This window comes from Paractinoplanes deccanensis (genome assembly GCF_016862115.1).
GTDB classification, from domain to species: Bacteria; Actinomycetota; Actinomycetes; order Mycobacteriales; family Micromonosporaceae; genus Actinoplanes; species Actinoplanes deccanensis.
Genome location: NZ_BOMI01000068.1, coordinates 15,156 through 32,385 on the forward strand (window position 1 = coordinate 15,156; position 17,230 = coordinate 32,385).

A 17,230-nucleotide genomic window follows, 5' to 3' on the forward strand; every position below is an offset into this window, starting at 1 on the left:
TGATGCAAAAGCCGGGCGTGGATCGGCTCAGAGGGCGACCCCCGTGAGGACCAGCACCCGCGGCTCCGTGTAGTCCTCCATCGCGCTGGCGACACCCTCGCGCCCCGAGCCGCTGCCCTTCACGCCGCCGTAGGGCATCTGGTCGGCGCGGAAGCTGGGCACGTCGCCGATGACCACGCCGCCGACGTGCAGGTGGCGGTGCGCGGTGAACGCCAGGTCGAGGCGGCGCGTGAAGACGCCGGCCTGGAGGCCGTACGCCGAGTCGTCGATCGCGGTAAGGCCGGCCTCGTCGGAGTCGACGGCGGTCAGGACGAGGACGGGGCCGAAGACCTCGTCGGCGCAGACCTTGGCGTCGGCGGGGACGTCGGTCAGCACGGTCGGGGCGATCGTGGTGCCGGAGCGGGTGCCGCCGGTGAGGACGCGGCCGCCCTTGGCGATCGCCTCGTCGATCCACTGCGTGATGCGGTCGGCGGCCCGGGTGTCGATGACCGGGCCGACGTCCACCTGTTCGTCGCGCGGGTCGCCCGTGCGCAGCGCCGACACGGCCTCGACGAGCTTCGGGGTGAACGCCGCCATGTGCCGGGCGTGCACGAAGACCCGCTGCACCGCGATGCAGCTCTGGCCCGCCTGGTAGTTGGCGAAGGTCGCGATCCGCTGCGCGGCGAAGTCCAGGTCGTCCCAGTCGGCGGCGATCAGGGCGGCCGCGTTGCCGCCGAGCTCCAGCGTGACGTGCTTGTGCGGGACCGCGGCCTGGATCTGGGCGCCGACCGGGCCGCTGCCGGTGAACGACACGACGGGCAGGCGCGGGTCGGCGACCAGCGGCGCCATGCGGTCGTTCGGCACCGGCAGCACCGAGAACATGCCGGCCGGCAGGTCGAGGCCGGCCAGGATCTCGCCGAGCAGCAGGGCGGTCAGCGGCGTGGCGGGGGCCGGCTTCACGATGATCGGGGCGCCGGCGGCGAGCGCGGGGGCGACCTTGTGCGCGACCAGGTTGAGCGGGAAGTTGAACGGCGCGATGCCCAGCACCGGGCCGCGGGGCACCCGGCGGACCAGCGCGATGCGGCCGGCGGCGGCCGGGTCGGTGTCGAGCCGCTGGAGGTCGCCGGAGAAGCGCCGTGCCTCCTCGGCGGCCCAGCGGAACGTCGAGACCGCCCGGTTCACCTCGGCGGTCGCCCACTTGACCGGCTTGCCGTTCTCGGCGGTGATCAGGGCGGCGATCTCGCCGGTGCGGCGGGCCAGCCGGCGGCTCACCGAGTCGAGCGCGGCGGCCCGATCCGCGGCGGACATCTCGGCGGCGGCGCGCGCGGCGCCGGCCGCGGCCGCCACGGCCTCCTCGACATCACGGGGACTCGCGTACGAGGTCTCGCCCACCACCGAGCCGTCGAAGGGGTGACGGACGGTGAGGACATCGCTGCTGGTGGCCGGTCGACCGGCGACGTAGAAGGGGATCACGGGCGCAGCGTACCCAGAGATGTAACACGGAAATAGTTGTCAGGGCTTCCGAAGACCACGGAATCAGTGAAATGATCCGAGCCCTAAGCCTGAAGGAGTTGAGACATGGGTTCGTCGGCCGATCTGCACCGGCGCCGGAGCGCTGTTGTCGCCCGCGGGGTCAGCAGCATGATCTCGTCGTACGTCGACACGGCCGGCGGTGGCACCCTGACCGACCTCGAGGGCCGCGAGTGGATCGACTTCGCCGCCGGCATCGCGGTCACCAACGTGGGCAACGCCGCGCCCAAGGTCGTCGAGGCCGTCAAGGCCCAGGCCGAGCGCTTCACCCACACCTGCTTCATGATCGCTCCGTACGAGCAGTACGTCGCGGTCTGCGAGGAGCTGGCCGCGCTCACCCCGGGCGACTTCGAGAAGCGCTCGGCGCTGTTCAACTCCGGCGCCGAGGCCGTCGAGAACGCGGTGAAGATCGCGCGCCACGCCACCGGGCGGCAGGCGGTCGTCGTCTTCGACCACGCCTACCACGGGCGCACCAACCTGACGATGGCGCTCACCGCCAAGGTCATGCCGTACAAGCAGGGCTTCGGCCCGTTCGCCGGCGAGATCTACCGCGTCCCGATGTCGTACCCGCTGCGCGACGGCCGCTCCGGGGCGGAGGCCGCCGCGTTCGCCATCGGCCAGATCGAGAAGACGGTCGGCGCGGTCAACGTCGCCGCCGTGCTGATCGAGCCCATCCAGGGCGAGGGCGGTTTCGTCGTGCCGGCGCCCGGCTTCCTCCCGGCGATCGCCGAGTGGAGCCGCGCGAACGGCGCGGTGTTCATCGCCGACGAGATCCAGACCGGGTTCTGCCGCACGGGCGCCTGGTTCGCCAGCGAGCACGAGGGCGTCGAACCCGACCTGATCACCACGGCCAAGGGCATCGCCGGCGGCCTGCCGCTCGCCGCGGTCACCGGGCGCGCCGAGATCATGGACGCGGTGCACCCGGGCGGCCTCGGCGGCACGTACGGCGGCAACCCGATCGCCTGCGCCGCCGCGCTCGCCTCCATCGAGACCATGCGCGAGCTCGACCTCGCCGCCGCCGCCCGGCACATCGAGGCCGTGGCCCGGCCCCGGCTCGAGGCGCTCGCCGCCAAGCACCCGGTGATCGGCGAGATCCGCGGGCGCGGCGCCATGCTCGCGCTCGAGCTGGTGAACGCCGACGGCACCCCCGACCCGGTCACCACCGCCGCCGTGCAGCGCAAGGCCCACGAGCTCGGCCTGCTGCTGCTCACCTGCGGCACCTACGGCAACGTCATCCGGCTTCTGCCGCCCCTGATCATGTCCGACGACGAGCTCGACCGCGGCCTCACCCTGCTCGAGCAGAGCTTTTAAGGAGCACCCCTTGACCGACCTCCAGTCACCCGACTACGAGAAGCTGGCCGGCGACGCCAAAGATCACCTGTGGATGCACTTCACCCGGCTCTCTTCGTACAAGAAGGCCGACATCCCGATGATCGTGCGGGGCGACGGCTGCTACGTCTGGGACTCCGCCGGCCGCAAGTACCTCGACGGGCTCTCCGCCCTGTTCGTGGTGCAGACCGGCCACGGGCGCCAGGAGCTGGCCGAGGCCGCCGCCAAGCAGGCCGGTGAGCTGGCCTACTTCCCGATCTGGTCGTACGCCCACCCGAAGGCCGTCGAGCTGGCCGACCGCATCGCCGACCTCACGCCGGGCGACCTCAACCGGGTCTTCTTCACCACCGGCGGCTCCGAGGCGGTCGAGTCGGCGTGGAAGCTCGCCCGCTCGTACTTCAAGCGGGTCGGCAAGCCCACCAAGACCAAGGTGATCTCGCGCTCGATCGCCTACCACGGCACCTCGCTGGGCGCCCTGTCGATCACCGGCATCCCGGCGCTCAAGCAGGACTTCGAGCCGCTCGTGCCGTCGACGCTGCGGGTGCCGAACACCAACTACTACCGGCGCCCCGACGAGAGCATGACGCCGGAGCAGTTCGGCGTGTGGGCCGCCGACCGCATCGCCGAGGCCATCGAGTTCGAGGGCCCCGACACGGTCGCCGCCGTCTTCCTCGAGCCGGTGCAGAACGCGGGCGGCTGCTTCCCGCCGCCGCCCGGATACTTCCAGCGGGTCCGCGAGATCTGCGACCGGTACGACGTGCTGCTCGTCTCCGACGACGTGATCTGCGGCTTCGGCCGGCTCGGCGAGTACTTCGGCGGCGTCAAGTACGGCTACACGCCCGACATCATCACCGTCGCCAAGGGCCTCACCAGCGGCTACGTGCCGCTCGGCGCCATGATCGCCTCGGAGCGCCTGGCCGAGCCGTTCCTCGAGGGCACCAACTGGTTCGCGCACGGCATCACCTACGGCGGCCACCCGGTCGGCTCGGCGGTGGCGCTCGCGAACCTCGACATCATGGAGCGCGAGAACCTCAACGGCCACGTCCGGGACAACAGCGAGCTCTTCCGGTCGTACCTCTCCCGCTTGCTGGATCTTCCGATCGTCGGCGACGTCCGCGGCGACGGCTACTTCTTCGGCCTCGAACTGGTCAAGGACAAGGCCACCAAGGAGACGTTCAACGAGGAGGAGTCGGAGCGGCTGCTGCGCGGCTTCCTCTCGCACGCCCTCTTCGACGCGGGCCTCTACTGCCGCGCCGACGACCGGGGCGACCCGGTGATCCAGCTCGCCCCGCCGCTGATCGCCGGCGAGGCGCAGTTCCAGGAGATCGAGCAGATTCTGCGCGCGGTGCTGACCGAGGCGTCGAACCAGCTCTGAGCTCCCCGCGGGACGGCCGCCCCTAGGGGGCTGGGGCGGTCGTCTCCCCGCCGGTGTCGCCACCGGGTTCCCAGTCCGGTGGAGTCGTCGCGCCCGGCTCAGGGTGCGGCGACAGCTCCGGCGGCGGGCTCGTCTCCGCCGGCACGGTCGAGATCTCGGGTGCGACAGTCGCGGTCTCTCGCGGCGCCGGCGTGCGCGCGACCTTCGGAGCGTGGGTCCGCACCGTCTGCCGCCGCGTGTCGCGCGGGGGCGGAGACTGACCGGTGCCTTCCTTGGTGTTGTCCTTGCCGATGTCGGCGTGGAAGCCGCCGCCGTCGGGCTCGTAGGTGATCTCGTAGTAATCGCGTCCCAGGGCCAGCACCCCGACGATCAGCGCGGCGAGAGTGACGAGGAAAGTCGGGAGACCGCGCAATCCGTCCACCTTGACTTGTGAGAACCGAGACCCCTGCGCGCTGACCAACGAGGGACGGCGGGCTCCCGTTACGTCTCGGTGGTGCGCAGGGCGCCGCGCCGCTGCTCGTAGATGCCCGCGAGGACCGTAGCCACCAGCACCAGCGTGATCGCCGCGACCGCCAGCACCGGCTCCAGGGCCTCGGCGAACCCGATCACCGCGATCACCGGGATGACCGCCGCCGGCCACGGCCACGCCGAGCGCCAGCGCCCCGACGTCCCCATCATCACCACGGCCACGCCGACCAGGTAGAGGGCCACGCCGCCGTGCAGTGCCCAGCGCGCCGCCGGCTCCAGCTCGCCGGCCGGGTGCACCACGAACTGCTCGATGCCGACCGCCGCGATCGCCAGGCCGACGATCAGGGGCAGATGGCCATAGATGTACGCGTCGACGCTCCCGCTCTCCTCGTCCTCCTCGCTGTCCTCGATCAGCTCGCGTTTGCCGGCGGCACCGCCCAGATCGAAGTACACCCACCACAGCGCCGCCACCGCGGTGAACGCCACCACCGCCGACACCACCGACGACGCCGACCAGTGCGCGTCGTGCACGCCGGTGGCCAGCGAAGCGATCGACTCGCCGAGCACCAGGATCACGAAGAGGCCGAAGCGCTCCGGCATGTGCTCCAGGTGCAGCGGCACGTCGTCGCCGAGGCGCGTGGCCACCAGGGGAGCGGCCGCCTCCACGAGGATGCCGGCGGCCCACAGCACGTACCGCGCGGTGCCCTCGACCGGGATCGACGCGGCCCACAGCACCGCGGCGGCGCCGGCGCCGGTCAGGTAGATGGCGATGGTGTGCCGCGCCTCCGGCACGTGCCGGTACGCGCGGGCGTACAGCAGAAGCAGGATGATCCGGGTGGCGAGATAGCAGGCCGCGAACCTCGCGCCGTCGCCGCCGGTGGCGCCCTGCGCCGAGGCGGCCATGCCGATGACCGCGCCCGTCATGGCGAGCTTGGCCAGCCGGTAGATCACGTCGTTGGTGTCGAAGCGGTTGGCGTAGAGCGTGGTCGTCACCCACGACCACCAGGTCACCGTGATCAGCGCGGCGAAGGTGGCGGCGCCGCCCAGGTCCAGATGGTCGGCGAAGGAGTGGGCGAGCTCGGCCACGACCAGCACGTACGCGAGGTCGAAGAAGAGCTCCAGGCGGGTGGCCTGCCGTTCCTCGTCGGTCCGGAGGCGGGGCGGCTGGATCAGCGGGGCTTGCCGGTCGTTACTCATCGACCCGTGCAGTTCCCAGTGGTTTGGCGTTCTACGCGTCAATTCGCTTCCGTCGATACGGCGCTGTGCCCCGCCGCGCGCCGGGCGGACGATCGGGCGAGGCCCTCTCTTGGAGGAGGAACGATGACCCGTCTCAGATGGCGACCCGTGGCCTTCCTTGCCGCGGGCGTGCTGGCCGCCGGGCTGGTGCCGGGCACCGCGACGGCCACGGCCCAGTCCAGCGCCCAGGCGCAGGCTCAGGCCCCGTACAAGAATCCTCAGCTGCCGGTGGATCGCCGTGTCGCCGATCTGCTCTCGCGCATGACGCTCGCCGACAAGGTCGGCCAGATGACCCAGGCCGAGCGGGGCGCGCTCGCCGCCGATCCCGCCCAGGTCGCGACCCTGCGGCTCGGTTCGGTGCTCTCGGGTGGCGGCTCGGTGCCGCCCGGCAACACCCCGGCCGCCTGGGTCGAGATGATCAATACCTTCCAGCGGTACGCGCTGAGCACGCCCCTCGGCATTCCCATCCTCTACGGCGTGGACGCGGTGCACGGGCACGGCAACGTGTACGGCGCAACCGTCTTCCCGCACAACACCGGCCTCGGCGCCACCCGCGACGCCCGCCTCGTCGAGCGGGTCTACCGGGCCACGGCCGAGGAGGTCACCGCGACCGGCATCCCGTGGAACTTCGCGCCCTGCGTGTGCGTCTCGCGCGACGAGCGCTGGGGCCGGGCGTACGAGAGCTTCAGCGAGGACCCGCGGCTGGTGACGCGGCTCGGCGCGGCGGCCGTCGACGGCACCCAGCGCGCCGGCGTCATGGCCACCGCCAAGCACTTCGCGGGCGACGGCGACACCGAGTACGGCACCGGCTCCGGCGACTTCACGATCGACCAGGGCATCACCGTCACGAACCGCGCCGACTTCGCCCGCATCAACCTCGGCCCGTACGTCTCGGCGATCCGCCACGACGTCGGCTCGGTCATGCCGTCGTTCTCCAGTGTGGACTGGACCGAGGACGGCGTGGGCAACCCGACGAAGATGCACGCCAGCCGTGAGCTGCTCACCGGCCTGCTCAAGGGCCGGCTCGGCTTCGGCGGCCTGGTGGTCAGCGACTGGGAGGGCATCCACCAGATCCCCGACCCGTCCGGCGCGGCCGCACCGACGCCGTTGCAGGTGCGGGTGGGCGTCAACGCCGGCACCGACCTGTTCATGGAGCCGAACACGGCGCCGCAGTTCATCCAGGTGCTGACCGCCGAGATCGCCGCCGGCCGGGTGAGCATGGCGCGGGTCGACGACGCGGTGCGCCGGATCCTGCGGGCCAAGTTCGAGCTGGGGCTCTTCGAGCACCCGTACGTGACGGCCGGCCCGATCGGGACCGCCGCGCACCGGGCGCTGGCCCGCGAGGCCGTCGCCGAGTCGCAGGTGCTGCTGAAGAACAGCGGTGACCTGCTGCCGCTGCGCCCCGACAGCTCGCTCTACGTGGCCGGGCGCAACGCCGACGACATCGGCAACCAGGCCGGCGGCTGGACCATCGACTGGCAGGGCCGCTCCGGCGACGCCATCCCGGGCACGACGATCCTCGAGGGCATCCGCTCGGTCGCGCCGCGCGCCCGGGTCACCTACAGCGCCGACGCGTCCGCTCCCATCGCGGCGACCGACATCGGCGTGGTCGTGGTGGGCGAGACGCCGTACGCGGAAGGCTTCGGCGACGTGGGCGCGCCGCCGTGGCCGTGGGGCACCGAGCCGCAGAAGGAGCCGAAGCTGCTGACCCTGCAACCCGGCGACCGCGCGGTCGTCGACAAGGTCTGCTCCGCGGTCGCGAAATGCGTGGTGCTGCTGGTCTCCGGCCGACCGCAGGTGATCACCGACCAGCTCGGCACGATCGACGCGCTGGTGGCCTCGTGGCTGCCCGGCAGCGAGGGCGCGGGCGTGGCGGACGTCCTCTTCGGACGCGAGCCGTTCACCGGCCGCCTCCCCGTCTCGTGGCCGGCCACCGTCGGCCAGGTCCCGATCAACGTCGGCGACAAGGCCTACAACCCCCTCTATCCGTACGGATGGGGCCTGCGCACCGGAGCCCGGCACGGGTCGTCGCTCGACGGCCTGCGGGACGCGGCCCAGGCCCGCGTCGTGGCCGGCCGGGCGGGCGCCGGCTGGGCGGCCTCGCTGGCCGGGGCCGCGGCGGCCGAGGAAGCGGGCAACACGGCTCAGGCGGCCGCGCTGCTGCGCAAGGTGATCAGGAGCTAGCTTCCCTGATCTCGTCCGGCAGCCGCCACGGGACGCGGGGCGGCCGAACGCCGGGGATCCGGGCCGTCGCGGTGCGAGCGCGGCGGCCCGGGTCGGCGGCGCGGTACCACTGCCGGCAGAACAGGACGATGAGCACGGCGTCGATCAGATCGCCGCCGTAGTACATGAGCTGGGCGCCGGCCTCGGCGTGGGTCTCGGCTGCGGCCCCGGCGCCGGCCCCGGCGTGCGGCAGGCCGGTGGGCGGGTGGCCGGTTTCGGCGTGCGGCAGGCCGGTGGGCGGGTGGCCGTACAGGTACTTGGCGAGGATCGCGTGGGCGGCCAGGAAGGCGATGAGGACGGCGGCGCGGGTGCGCGGGCCCGCGCGGTGCGGTGCCGGGTCGGGGCCGATGATCGCGGCGGTGAACAGGTAGCCGGCGGCGAGGACGTGGAACTGCACGGCCGCCGTGTGCGGGAGGCCGGTGGTGTAGAGCAGCCACAGGCCACCGGCGTTGAGGATCCCGGCCGTCACGGGGTGGGTGAGCAGCCGCACGGGAGGCGAGGCCAGCAGGTGTGACAGGCCGCGGCCGTGGCGCACCGGCAGCGCCCGCAGCGCGAGGGTGACCGGGGCGCCGAGCACGAGCAGCAGCGGGGCGGCCATGCCGAGCAGCAGGTGACCGGCGGCGTGCGCCCGGAAGTCGTGGTGGGCGGCCTCGGCGATAGGCCCGGTGACGGCGGCAGTGGCGGCGGCAATGCCGGCGAGCCAGCAGGCGGTGCGCTCCGGCGGCCACCAGCCCCCGACCCGGCGGACCGCCACGGCGGCGACCAGGTAGGCGACGGCCGCCGACGCCAACAGGACGATCATGCGGGCCGGCGGTGGGACCGGGCGAGCAGCACCGCCCCGGCGACGATCAGGGCGACGGCGATGACGTTCCAGGTCCAGTCGTACGCGGTGAGGTCGACGTCGTAGCGGATCTGGTGCAGGCCCATGAGCTTGTGCTGGATCGTCCCGTCGTACAGCTGGAACGCGCCGGCCCCGGCGAGCAGGCCACCCCACCAGGCCGAGGAGCTGAACCATGCGCGGCGCCGCAGGTCGGCGAGGAGGAAGAGGCCGGCGATGGTGGCGAACCAGCTGAACGCGTGGAAGAGCCCGTCGGAGACCAGGCCCACGGCCGGGGTGGACTTGTCGTAGAAGTGGTGCCAGTGCAGCAACTGGTGAAACACGACCTCGTCGACGAACGCGGCGGCGCCCAGGCCGAGCAGCGCGCCGGAGAGCACGTTGCGCCCGGTCGCGGCTCCGGCCCGGGCTTGCGTGGAAGCGGCGGCGGACATCGGGGACCTCCTCGGGTGGGGGAGCCCTCGGCATTCCCCGGTCCCCGGCCGGTAACCCTTCTACGGGAAGGGCAGCGGCAGCACGAAGCCCTCGGCCTCGCCGGTGCCCTTGCCGAGCGTCGCCTTCGCGGTGGCGTCGTTCCCCCGCCGCCGGCCGGGCGGCACCGAGGCGGTCTCCTTGGCGGCGTTCGCCTTCGGCGACCCGGCCAGCTGCCGCACGAGAGCCTGGTTGGCCACCCGCGGATCGGCCTTGGCCGCACCCCCGTGCCCCACCTCGGCGGTCGGCGTCCCCAGGTCGAGGCCCATCATCACTTCCATCCCGACTTCCGCGTCGGTCAGGCGGGGGCGTGAGCCGGTGATGAGGGCGACCGGCGCTCCCCTCTCAAGCCCCACCCCGCCCCTCGGATCGATCGCCATGGCGGTCGAGAGAGCGGGCGACGGGAGGGCCGGTGCCCGGCGGGTGCTCTGCCGGATGGTGAGCCAGGAGAGCCAGCCGAGGCCGATGATGAAGCCGAAGCTGATGATGCGGTAGAGGACCACCGTGGCCACGGCGGCGGGGGTCGTGACGCCGCCGGCGAGGAGGCCGAGGATCAGGGCGCTGTCGATGATGCCGAGGCCGCCCGGGACGATGGTGATGGTGCCGGCGGCCATCGCGGCGCAGAAGGCCAGCAGCACGGCGGTGGGGCCGGCCGGGTGTTCGCCGACGGCGCGGAAGCAGAGCCAGAGGCAGAGGGCGTCGAGCAGCCAGTTGAGCACCGCGAGGATCGCCGCCGCGGCGCCGTGGGCCGGGCGCAGGCGGGCGGCGCGCAGCTGCTGGAGGAAGTCGCGGATGCGGTCCTGGCCGTGGGTGGCGGGGCGGTGGCGCAGCCGGTTGACGGCCGCCAGCGGCGGGCGGATCAGGGACTCGGCGGTCTGCGGGCGGCGGGCGACGTGGCGGGCGCCGAGGATCAGCAGGATCGTCGCGACGAACAGGCCCGCGAGGTGCGACCAGTCGGCGCCGCCGCCGGCCGCGAGGGCGCTGCCGACGGTGACCACGGCCAGGGCGCAGGCCGAGAGGATGCCGCTGAGCGCGATGGTCCACGAGGCGACCGCGGGACTCGCCCCGAAGCGGCGCATCTGCTGATAGTTGAGCCGCGTCGAGAAGGCCGCCCCGCCCGGCAGCGTCTCGTTCAGCGAATGGGCGGCGTAGGTGAGCTTCACGTTGTCGATGTGCCGCGCTCGCACCCCGGCGGAGGAGAGGAGCCGGCCCTGCATGTGGGCGTACGCGCTCATCGCGGCCACCTCGGCGAGCACGGCCAGCGCCAGCCAGCCCACATGCGGCGTGCGCAGCTGGCGCAGGGCCGACGCGAGCGACGACCAGCCCAGCACGAGCTCGACCGCGAAGAGCACCAGCACCGCGGCCACCCCGGCGATGCGCAGCCACCGCCACCGGCCGCCGTGCGCGACCTGTGGCCCGTCCTCTGCCGCGGTCCCGGCCGACCGCTCCTCTGCTTGTCCCACCCCTGGCTCCTGGCGTGCCGTCTCTTTGGTTGCCCCAGCCAAGGATCCGCCAAAGATTGCCCATCACGCAACTTTTCTCAATGAGAAGGCAGTCACGTGCCCTGCGCGAGGAGCAACGCGAGGTGGGCGGCCCGCATGCCCGATTTTTTGGATCATGCGTGTGAGGACCGTCGCAGTCGCGCAAACTCGGGACATCCCGGAAACGAGAGACATCTTCGGCTTGAGCCGCCGAAAATGGGTCTACCGGGCGGCCGGGTCAGGACGGGTAGGGCCACTCGTGGACCGGGAGGTTCTCGTGCATCAGCGGAAGGTAGCGCCGGAGCATCTCGTGCAGCGCCTCCTGGCGGTCCTCACCGTCGGCCTCCAGCGCGTGCAGCGTCTGCACCTGCCAGGCCGCGCCGTTGCGATGGGTGAGGCAGCGCTGCTCCACGATGCCGAGCAGCCGCTCGCGCTCGGCCGTCGAGACGCCCCACTTCTCCAGCCCCTGATGCGCCAGCGGCAGCAGGCGGCGCAGCACCAGCTCGGTCACCTGGATGTAGCCGAGGCCCGGCCAGAACACGCTGGCGTCGATGCCGTGCCGGGCGCAGGTGTGGAAGTTCTCCTCGGCGGCGCTGAAGCTCATCTGGGTCCACAAGGGGCGCTCGGCCTCGGCCAGGGTGCGGATCAGTCCGTAGTAGAACGCCGCGTTCGCCATCGTGTCGACGACGGTCGGGCCGGCGGGCAGCACCCGATTTTCCACGCGCAGGTGCGGGCGGCCCTTGACCACGGCGTAGATGGGCCTGTTCCACCGGTAGATGGTGCCGTTGTGCAGCCGCAGCTCGGACAGCTCGGGCACCTCGCCGCGCTCGAGGATCTCGGAGGGGTCGGCCTCGTCGCAGATCGGCAGCAGCGCGGGGAAGTAGCGCACGTTCTCCTCGAAGAGGTCGAACACGCTGGTGATCCAACGCTCGCCGAACCACACGCGCGGGCGTACCCCCTGTGCTCTTATCTCCTCGGAACGGGTGTCCGTGGCCTGTTCGAAGAGCGGGATGCGCGTCTCGCGCCACAGCTCGCGGCCGAACAGCAGCGGGGCGTTCGCGCCGAGCGCCACCTGCACGCCGGCGATGACCTGGGCGGCGTTCCAATAGGCGGCGAACTGCGCCGGGCTCACCTGGAGGTGGAACTGGGTGCTCGTGCACGCCGACTCGGGCGCGATGGTGTCGGTGGTGACCGCGAGCCGGTCGACGCCGTCGATGCGGATGTCCAGGTCCTCGCCGCGGGCCGCGAAGATCTGCTCGTTGAGCACCTTGTAGCGCGGATTGGCCGACAGCGCCTCGAGGGTCATGTGCTCGCGCCGCAGCGTCGGCAGGATGCCGATCATCACGGTGTGCGCACCGATCTTGCGGGCGTGGTCCTCGGCGTTGTTGAGGCTCGCGCGCAGCGTGCGCTCGAGGTCGGCGTTCTCGTCGCCGGCCAGCCGCCGCGGCGGGACGTTTATCTCGATGTTGAACTGGCCGAGCTCGGTCTGGAAATCGGGGTCGGCGATCGCGCCGAGCACCTCGGCGTTGCGCATGGCCGGATCGGCTCGCTCGTCGATGAGGTTGAGCTCGATCTCCATGCCGGTGAGCGGCCGCTCGAACTCGAAACGCGACTCGCGCAGCATCGCGGCGAACACGTCCAGACTCCGCCGGATCTTGTGCCGGTACCTGGCGCGGTCCTCACGGGTGAAGGTGGTCTTCTCGACTTCCTCGCCCATGGCACACCACCTCTCTGGACAGACTCCAAACTCCCACAGGCCCGGCGTGTCACGCCAGCGGACACCAAAGCATGAGATCGCACAGGGTGTCCTTCTCATCCACGTCGATGCGATGAAGGCTGACGCCGGGGGGCAACATCGCAGCGGTACCCTGCGGTACCGGATTTCATCCGGAAGAGACCCTGGGGAGGGCCAAATCGTGAAAAAGCGGCGCTTGCTGACCGGCGTCGTGGTGGCCGCGGTTCTGTCCACGATTCTCACGGCCACGTGGGTGACAGTGGGCCCGTTGCGCGCGGTTCCTCCCACCGAGCGGCACGCGCCCGCGGCCGCGGCGCCGCCCGGCCCCCAGTGGTCGACGGCGTGGGCGGCGGCGCCGGCGTCCGGCAACCGCACCGGCCCGCCCGGCCACACGATCCGCAACGTGGTGCACACGACCATCGGCGGTCCCTCGGTGCGCGTCCGGCTGACCAACCGCTTCGGCGCCGGCCCGGTCCTCTTCGGCCACGTCACGATCGCCGTCTCCGCGCACGCGGGCGGCCGCCGCGACGGCTCCGACGACCCCAGCGACGGCACCGCCGCCCCCGGCACGATGCGCGACGTCACGTTCAACGGCAAGACCCGGGTGACGGTTCCGGCCGGCGCCGACGCGCTGAGCGACCCGGTCGCGCTCGATGTGCCGGTCGACACCGACCTGCTGATCAGCGTGTGGACGCCGGTGCGGCCGCCGGTCTCCACCTACCACGTCGACAGCAAGGACGTGTCGTTCGTGAGCCCCGGACCGGCCGACGCGGCGGCCGATCCGTCCAACGTGTCGTTCACCGGCCGGACGACGTCCTGGTTCTACATCACCGGCGTCGAGGTGACCGGCGCGGCCGGCACGATCGTGGCCTTCGGCGACTCGATCACCGACGGCGCCGCCACCACGCGCGGGCTCAACCAGCGGTGGCCCGACCTGCTCGCGGCCCGGCTGGCGGCCGCGCCGGAGCCGGACTACGGGGTGGCCAACGTCGGACTCGGGGGCAACCGCCTGCTGCTCGACGCGCGATACCCGCGCACGGAGATCGACTCGACGGCGGGGCGCTCCGGGGAGGCGAGGTTCGCCGCGGACGTCCTCGAGCGGCCCGGCGCCCGTACGGTGATCATCCTGATCGGCATCAACGACATCATGCAGGCGCCGCGGCAGGGCGACCCGGCCCAGATCATCGCGGGGCTGGCCCGGCTGGCGGCGCGTGCCAAGGCGCAGGGCCTGCGGGTCGTCGGCGTGACGCTGATGCCGTTCCAGGGCTGGGGAGCGTGGTCGCCCGCCCTCGACCAGCTGCGCGGCAAGGTGAACGAGTGGATCCGGGCCGGCGGCGACGGTGCCTTCGACGCGGTCGCCGACTTCGACCAGGCGATCCGCGACCCGGCCGACCCGCGCAAGCTGCGCCGCGACTACGACGGCGGTGATCACCTGCACCCCAACGACGCGGGCATGCGGGCGCTGGCCGGCGCCATCCCGCTCGACAAGCTGTAGCGGCCTTCTCGCCCCGGACTTTCTTCGGGCCCGCCTCGCCTCGTTGCGTGGCGGGCTCGCGTTTCTCGCCCGGGCTTTCCTAGCTGAACGCCAGGGCGAGCACGACGGCGATCAGGGCGACGCCGATGATCGCCTGGAGCAGCAGGGCCGGGCCCAGGTGCGACCACATGGTGGGGATGCGCGGGGTCAGCGGCTGCATCGTCGTGAGGTTGACGACCTGCGTCAGGCGTACCGGAAGGGTGGGATCTTTCTGGGGTGTGGTGGTCAGCTGCACGAGATCGTCGCGGTGCAGGGCCGACTGCGGCAGATGGCCGTGCATCTCGACCTCATAGATCTGACCGAGGTCGTCCCGGATGCGCACCGGGGTGACCAGGAACTCGGGGCCCTTCTTCAGCTCCTTGAAGCTGCGCCGCGTGCCCCGCATCCGCAGCAGTGAGCTGATCATCTGAGTGATGCTCGCCGCCACGAAGATCGCCATCAGGGCGGGTTGCCCGATCTTGACCTGCCGGGTGTACGAGGTCTGGAAGCCGGCGAAGCGGCCGGTGATGACGGGGCTGACGTGCCGGAGGATCTGCTCGCGGTGCAGCTCGACGTCGTCCATGGGGGATCACCTCCTGAAAGGTATTCATATCGTACGGAGAGCTACATGATCCGTACCGTGAGTGAATACGTGAGAACCGTAGCGATCTGGGTAGTCGGCCCGGCATGGAACTCACATTTCTTCGCCCCCTGTTCGCGGCGCCCGGGCCCTGGGCCTCCGTCTACCTCGACGCCAGTCGCGCCGAGGAGAACGCCGACCGCGAGGTCGAGCTGCGCCTGCGAGCCCTCCGCGAGAAGCTGGCCGCCGACGGCGCCGACGAGCGCACCATCGCCGCGATCGAGGACGCGGTTGCCTCGCACCCGACCCAGCCCGGTCGCTACGGTCTGGCCGTCTTCGCCACCGGCGGCGACGTGGCCCTGGCCGAGACGATGCCCGTCCCGCCCGACACCGACCTGGCCGTCTGGGGCCCGCTGCCGCACGCGATGCCGCTCGTCGCCCGCCGCGGCGAGGAGGTGCCGTACGTGCGGGTCCTCGTCGGCCACGGGGGCGGCGAGATCACCGGCCTGGACGCCGGCGGGGTGCCCCGGCGCGAGCGCGTCACCGGCGGCGAGACCTTCCCGATGCGCAAGGTGCACGCCGGCGGCTGGTCGAGCCTGCGCTACCACCACGCCGTCGACGAGACCTGGAAGCGCAACGCCGGCGACGTCGCCAAGGCCGTGACCGAGGTCGCGGACCAGGTGGGAGCCGAGGTCATCGTGGTGGCCGGCGACGCCCGCTCGGTGCCCAAACTGGCCGAGCAGCTGCCGAAACGCCTCCGCGACCGCGTCGTCACCACGGACATCGCCGGCGAGACGGACCGCCTCGACGACGTGACCGTGCAGGCCGTCGCGGACGTGGCCGACCGCCACGTCCAGGACCTGATCGACCGGTACCGCGCCCAGCAGACCCCGAGCGGCGGCCTCGCCGACGTCGTCACCCGCCTGCAGCGCGGCCAGGCCGACACGGTGCTGCTCATCAACGACGAGTCCTCCACGGACAAGCTGTGGATCGGCCCCGGCGACCCCACCCTCGTGGCCACCGACGAGCGGACCCTCCGCGACTCCGGCGTGCAAGACCCCGTCCAGGTACGCGCCGACGCCGCCCTGCTGCGCGCCATCGCCGGCACCAGCGCCGACCTGGTCCTGATCGCCCCCGGCGAGCTCGACCTGCCGCACGGCATCGGCGCCGTCCTCCGCTACCCCGACGGCGCCACCGCCGCCTGACGCCTTTGGCGCGCTGGCGCCCTCGCGTTGCCACCCTCGCGTTGCCACCCTCGCGCCGCCACGCTCGCGCTGGCACCCTCGCGCTGGCACCCTTGCGTCGGCGCGACGCCGCGCTGTGCTCGTTTGCGGCTCGTTCGCCCCGCCCGCCCCCGAATTGCGGAAAATCGCGCGAATCGCCACCTTCCGGCGGTGAACTGTTCTCACACTCGCCAAGTCGTGATGGGGGCGGAGAACAGTGGCACCGACGAAGGCGTTCGTGAACCCGGACAGCGTCCTCGCACGAACCGCCCGCGAAATGCTCGACGCCCACGCGGGCGGCCGCGGCCCCACCCCCGAAGCCACCCACTGCCCGGCCTGCGGCGAACCCTTACCCTGCGCCGCGGGCCAGGCCGCAGCCGAGGTCCTCCAGGCCGCCGGCTTGGCCGAGGCCTCCGGCCTGGTAGCCGCCTCGCGGCAGGGCCTGGGCCCCGCCGCCCCCTACGGCGCCCCGCATGCTTCACCCACCGAGCCACGCGACAACCTGACTCCCGTTTCGTCCCCAGGCCTCCAGCCTCGGGGCGACGTCATTTCCGGTCTGCCCGCAGGCCTTCAGTCGCGGGACGGCCTCGCTTCCGCTCCGCCCTCAGGCCTTCAGTCGCGCGACGACTTCGTTCCCGGTCCGCCCGCGAGCCTTCAGCCGCGCGACGAACTCGCTTTCGGGCCGTCGTCGGGTCTTCAGCCGCTGGACTTCGGTTCGCTTGCCGACCTGGACGTCCCTGTAGAGCCCCTACGCCGGCCCACTTCGCCCGCCGCCGCCCCGGACCGAACGACGTGGGAAGCCTCCGCTGCCGACGAACCCGTGGCCCTGCACTCGCCCCGCTTGGGCGACGACAGCCTCCCCGCGCCCACAGCCCACCCCACCGTTCCGCCCTCGCTCACCCACATCCCCGAAATGGAAGCGGCCCAGCAAGCCTCCGGCGAACACCCCGACCGCCTGGGCGGCCTCTCCGAGTGGCACGCCCACCACCTCGACGAGATGAACGAGCCCTCCTCCCACCGCGGCCCCGGCTCTCCACCTCGGCACACGTCCCCACCCGGCGAGCCCACCGCCGGTTCGGGCTATGCCAACGGGTCCCCGCCCGAATCCGTGAACATCTCCTTCGAGCCGCCTTCCCTCCCGGCCCGTGGACCTGTCCCTCAACCCGACACCCTGCCGCCTTCCGGCTTGCGTGCGGTTCCTGCGTCCCAGCTCTCCGGCATAGCCGAGCGCCCCGACCTTGCCGTTCCTGCG

At 72.3% G+C, this 17,230-nt stretch carries 13 protein-coding genes; 5 read left to right on the forward strand and 8 right to left on the reverse strand.

Translation table 11 applies throughout. From position 1 onward, the window contains the following. Positions 1 to 27 precede the first annotated feature (27 nt). On the reverse strand, positions 28 to 1,452 hold the full coding sequence (locus Ade02nite_RS18510) for an aldehyde dehydrogenase family protein (protein WP_203764665.1): 1,425 nt from the start codon (positions 1,450 to 1,452) through the stop codon (positions 28 to 30). Positions 1,453 to 1,557: 105 nt separating this feature from the next. Between Ade02nite_RS18510 and gabT the strand changes: the two genes are divergently transcribed. Continuing rightward, positions 1,558 to 2,820, forward strand: a complete 1,263-nt coding sequence (gene gabT, locus Ade02nite_RS18515) for a 4-aminobutyrate--2-oxoglutarate transaminase (RefSeq protein ID WP_203764667.1) — start codon at positions 1,558 to 1,560, stop codon at positions 2,818 to 2,820. 10 nt (positions 2,821 to 2,830) lie between these two features. Beyond that, entirely contained in the window at positions 2,831 to 4,213 is a 1,383-nt protein-coding gene (locus Ade02nite_RS18520; protein ID WP_203764669.1) for an aspartate aminotransferase family protein, read from the forward strand. Between the two features lie 22 nt (positions 4,214 to 4,235). On the opposite strand, the gene Ade02nite_RS18525 is transcribed toward Ade02nite_RS18520, so the two are convergent. Next, the gene (locus Ade02nite_RS18525) at positions 4,236 to 4,625 is read right to left on the reverse strand and encodes a hypothetical protein (protein WP_203764671.1); all 390 of its coding nucleotides are present in this window, start codon (positions 4,623 to 4,625) and stop codon (positions 4,236 to 4,238) included. A 68-nt stretch (positions 4,626 to 4,693) separates the two neighbouring features. After that, the gene (locus Ade02nite_RS18530) at positions 4,694 to 5,878 is read right to left on the reverse strand and encodes a low temperature requirement protein A (RefSeq protein WP_203764673.1); all 1,185 of its coding nucleotides are present in this window, start codon (positions 5,876 to 5,878) and stop codon (positions 4,694 to 4,696) included. 123 nt (positions 5,879 to 6,001) lie between these two features. On the opposite strand from Ade02nite_RS18530, the gene Ade02nite_RS18535 reads away from it, so the two are divergent. After that, entirely contained in the window at positions 6,002 to 8,101 is a 2,100-nt protein-coding gene (locus Ade02nite_RS18535; protein ID WP_203764676.1) for a glycoside hydrolase family 3 protein, read from the forward strand. Here Ade02nite_RS18535 and Ade02nite_RS18540 read toward each other — a convergent pair. The 4 genes from Ade02nite_RS18540 to Ade02nite_RS18555 form a co-directional block, all read right to left on the reverse strand. Further along, positions 8,091 to 8,942 carry a cytochrome c oxidase assembly protein gene (locus tag Ade02nite_RS18540; RefSeq protein WP_203764679.1) on the reverse strand — a complete coding sequence of 284 codons (852 nt, stop codon included), beginning with the start codon at positions 8,940 to 8,942 and terminating at the stop codon, positions 8,091 to 8,093. The two genes, Ade02nite_RS18535 and Ade02nite_RS18540, sit on opposite strands and share 11 nt — an antisense overlap. Next, positions 8,939 to 9,409: a DUF2243 domain-containing protein gene (locus Ade02nite_RS18545; protein ID WP_203764682.1), complete on the reverse strand. Its 471-nt coding sequence runs from the start codon at positions 9,407 to 9,409 to the stop codon at positions 8,939 to 8,941. Before Ade02nite_RS18545 ends, Ade02nite_RS18540 begins: the two co-directional genes overlap by 4 nt. A 60-nt stretch (positions 9,410 to 9,469) precedes the next feature. Further along, entirely contained in the window at positions 9,470 to 10,909 is a 1,440-nt protein-coding gene (locus tag Ade02nite_RS18550) for a lysylphosphatidylglycerol synthase transmembrane domain-containing protein (RefSeq protein WP_203764685.1), read from the reverse strand. 256 nt (positions 10,910 to 11,165) lie between these two features. Beyond that, complete coding sequence (locus Ade02nite_RS18555) at positions 11,166 to 12,644, reverse strand: glutamate-cysteine ligase family protein (RefSeq protein WP_203764688.1); 1,479 nt, start codon at positions 12,642 to 12,644, stop codon at positions 11,166 to 11,168. Between the two features lie 199 nt (positions 12,645 to 12,843). On the opposite strand from Ade02nite_RS18555, the gene Ade02nite_RS18560 reads away from it, so the two are divergent. Further along, positions 12,844 to 14,157 carry a GDSL-type esterase/lipase family protein gene (locus Ade02nite_RS18560; protein WP_239168862.1) on the forward strand — a complete coding sequence of 438 codons (1,314 nt, stop codon included), beginning with the start codon at positions 12,844 to 12,846 and terminating at the stop codon, positions 14,155 to 14,157. Between the two features lie 79 nt (positions 14,158 to 14,236). Here Ade02nite_RS18560 and Ade02nite_RS18565 read toward each other — a convergent pair whose 3' ends face one another. Then, positions 14,237 to 14,758: a hypothetical protein gene (locus Ade02nite_RS18565; protein ID WP_203764707.1), complete on the reverse strand. Its 522-nt coding sequence runs from the start codon at positions 14,756 to 14,758 to the stop codon at positions 14,237 to 14,239. 104 nt (positions 14,759 to 14,862) lie between these two features. Here Ade02nite_RS18565 and Ade02nite_RS18570 point away from each other — a divergent pair, with 104 nt between their 5' ends. Further along, positions 14,863 to 15,960, forward strand: a complete 1,098-nt coding sequence (locus tag Ade02nite_RS18570) for a baeRF2 domain-containing protein (protein WP_203764710.1) — start codon at positions 14,863 to 14,865, stop codon at positions 15,958 to 15,960. Positions 15,961 to 17,230 lie beyond the last annotated feature (1,270 nt).

Excerpts from the sequence above, each read along its gene's own strand:
- gabT (WP_203764667.1), top strand. The coding sequence starts at position 1,558 with ATGGGTTCGTCGGCCGATCTGCACCGGCGCCGGAGCGCTGTTGTCGCC.
- Ade02nite_RS18540 (WP_203764679.1), bottom strand. The coding sequence starts at position 8,942 with ATGATCGTCCTGTTGGCGTCGGCGGCCGTCGCCTACCTGGTCGCCGCC.
- Ade02nite_RS18570 (WP_203764710.1), top strand. The coding sequence starts at position 14,863 with ATGGAACTCACATTTCTTCGCCCCCTGTTCGCGGCGCCCGGGCCCTGG.
- Ade02nite_RS18535 (WP_203764676.1), top strand. The coding sequence starts at position 6,002 with ATGACCCGTCTCAGATGGCGACCCGTGGCCTTCCTTGCCGCGGGCGTG.
- Ade02nite_RS18545 (WP_203764682.1), bottom strand. The coding sequence starts at position 9,409 with ATGTCCGCCGCCGCTTCCACGCAAGCCCGGGCCGGAGCCGCGACCGGG.
- Ade02nite_RS18555 (WP_203764688.1), bottom strand. The coding sequence starts at position 12,644 with ATGGGCGAGGAAGTCGAGAAGACCACCTTCACCCGTGAGGACCGCGCC.
- Ade02nite_RS18530 (WP_203764673.1), bottom strand. The coding sequence starts at position 5,878 with ATGAGTAACGACCGGCAAGCCCCGCTGATCCAGCCGCCCCGCCTCCGG.
- Ade02nite_RS18565 (WP_203764707.1), bottom strand. The coding sequence starts at position 14,758 with ATGGACGACGTCGAGCTGCACCGCGAGCAGATCCTCCGGCACGTCAGC.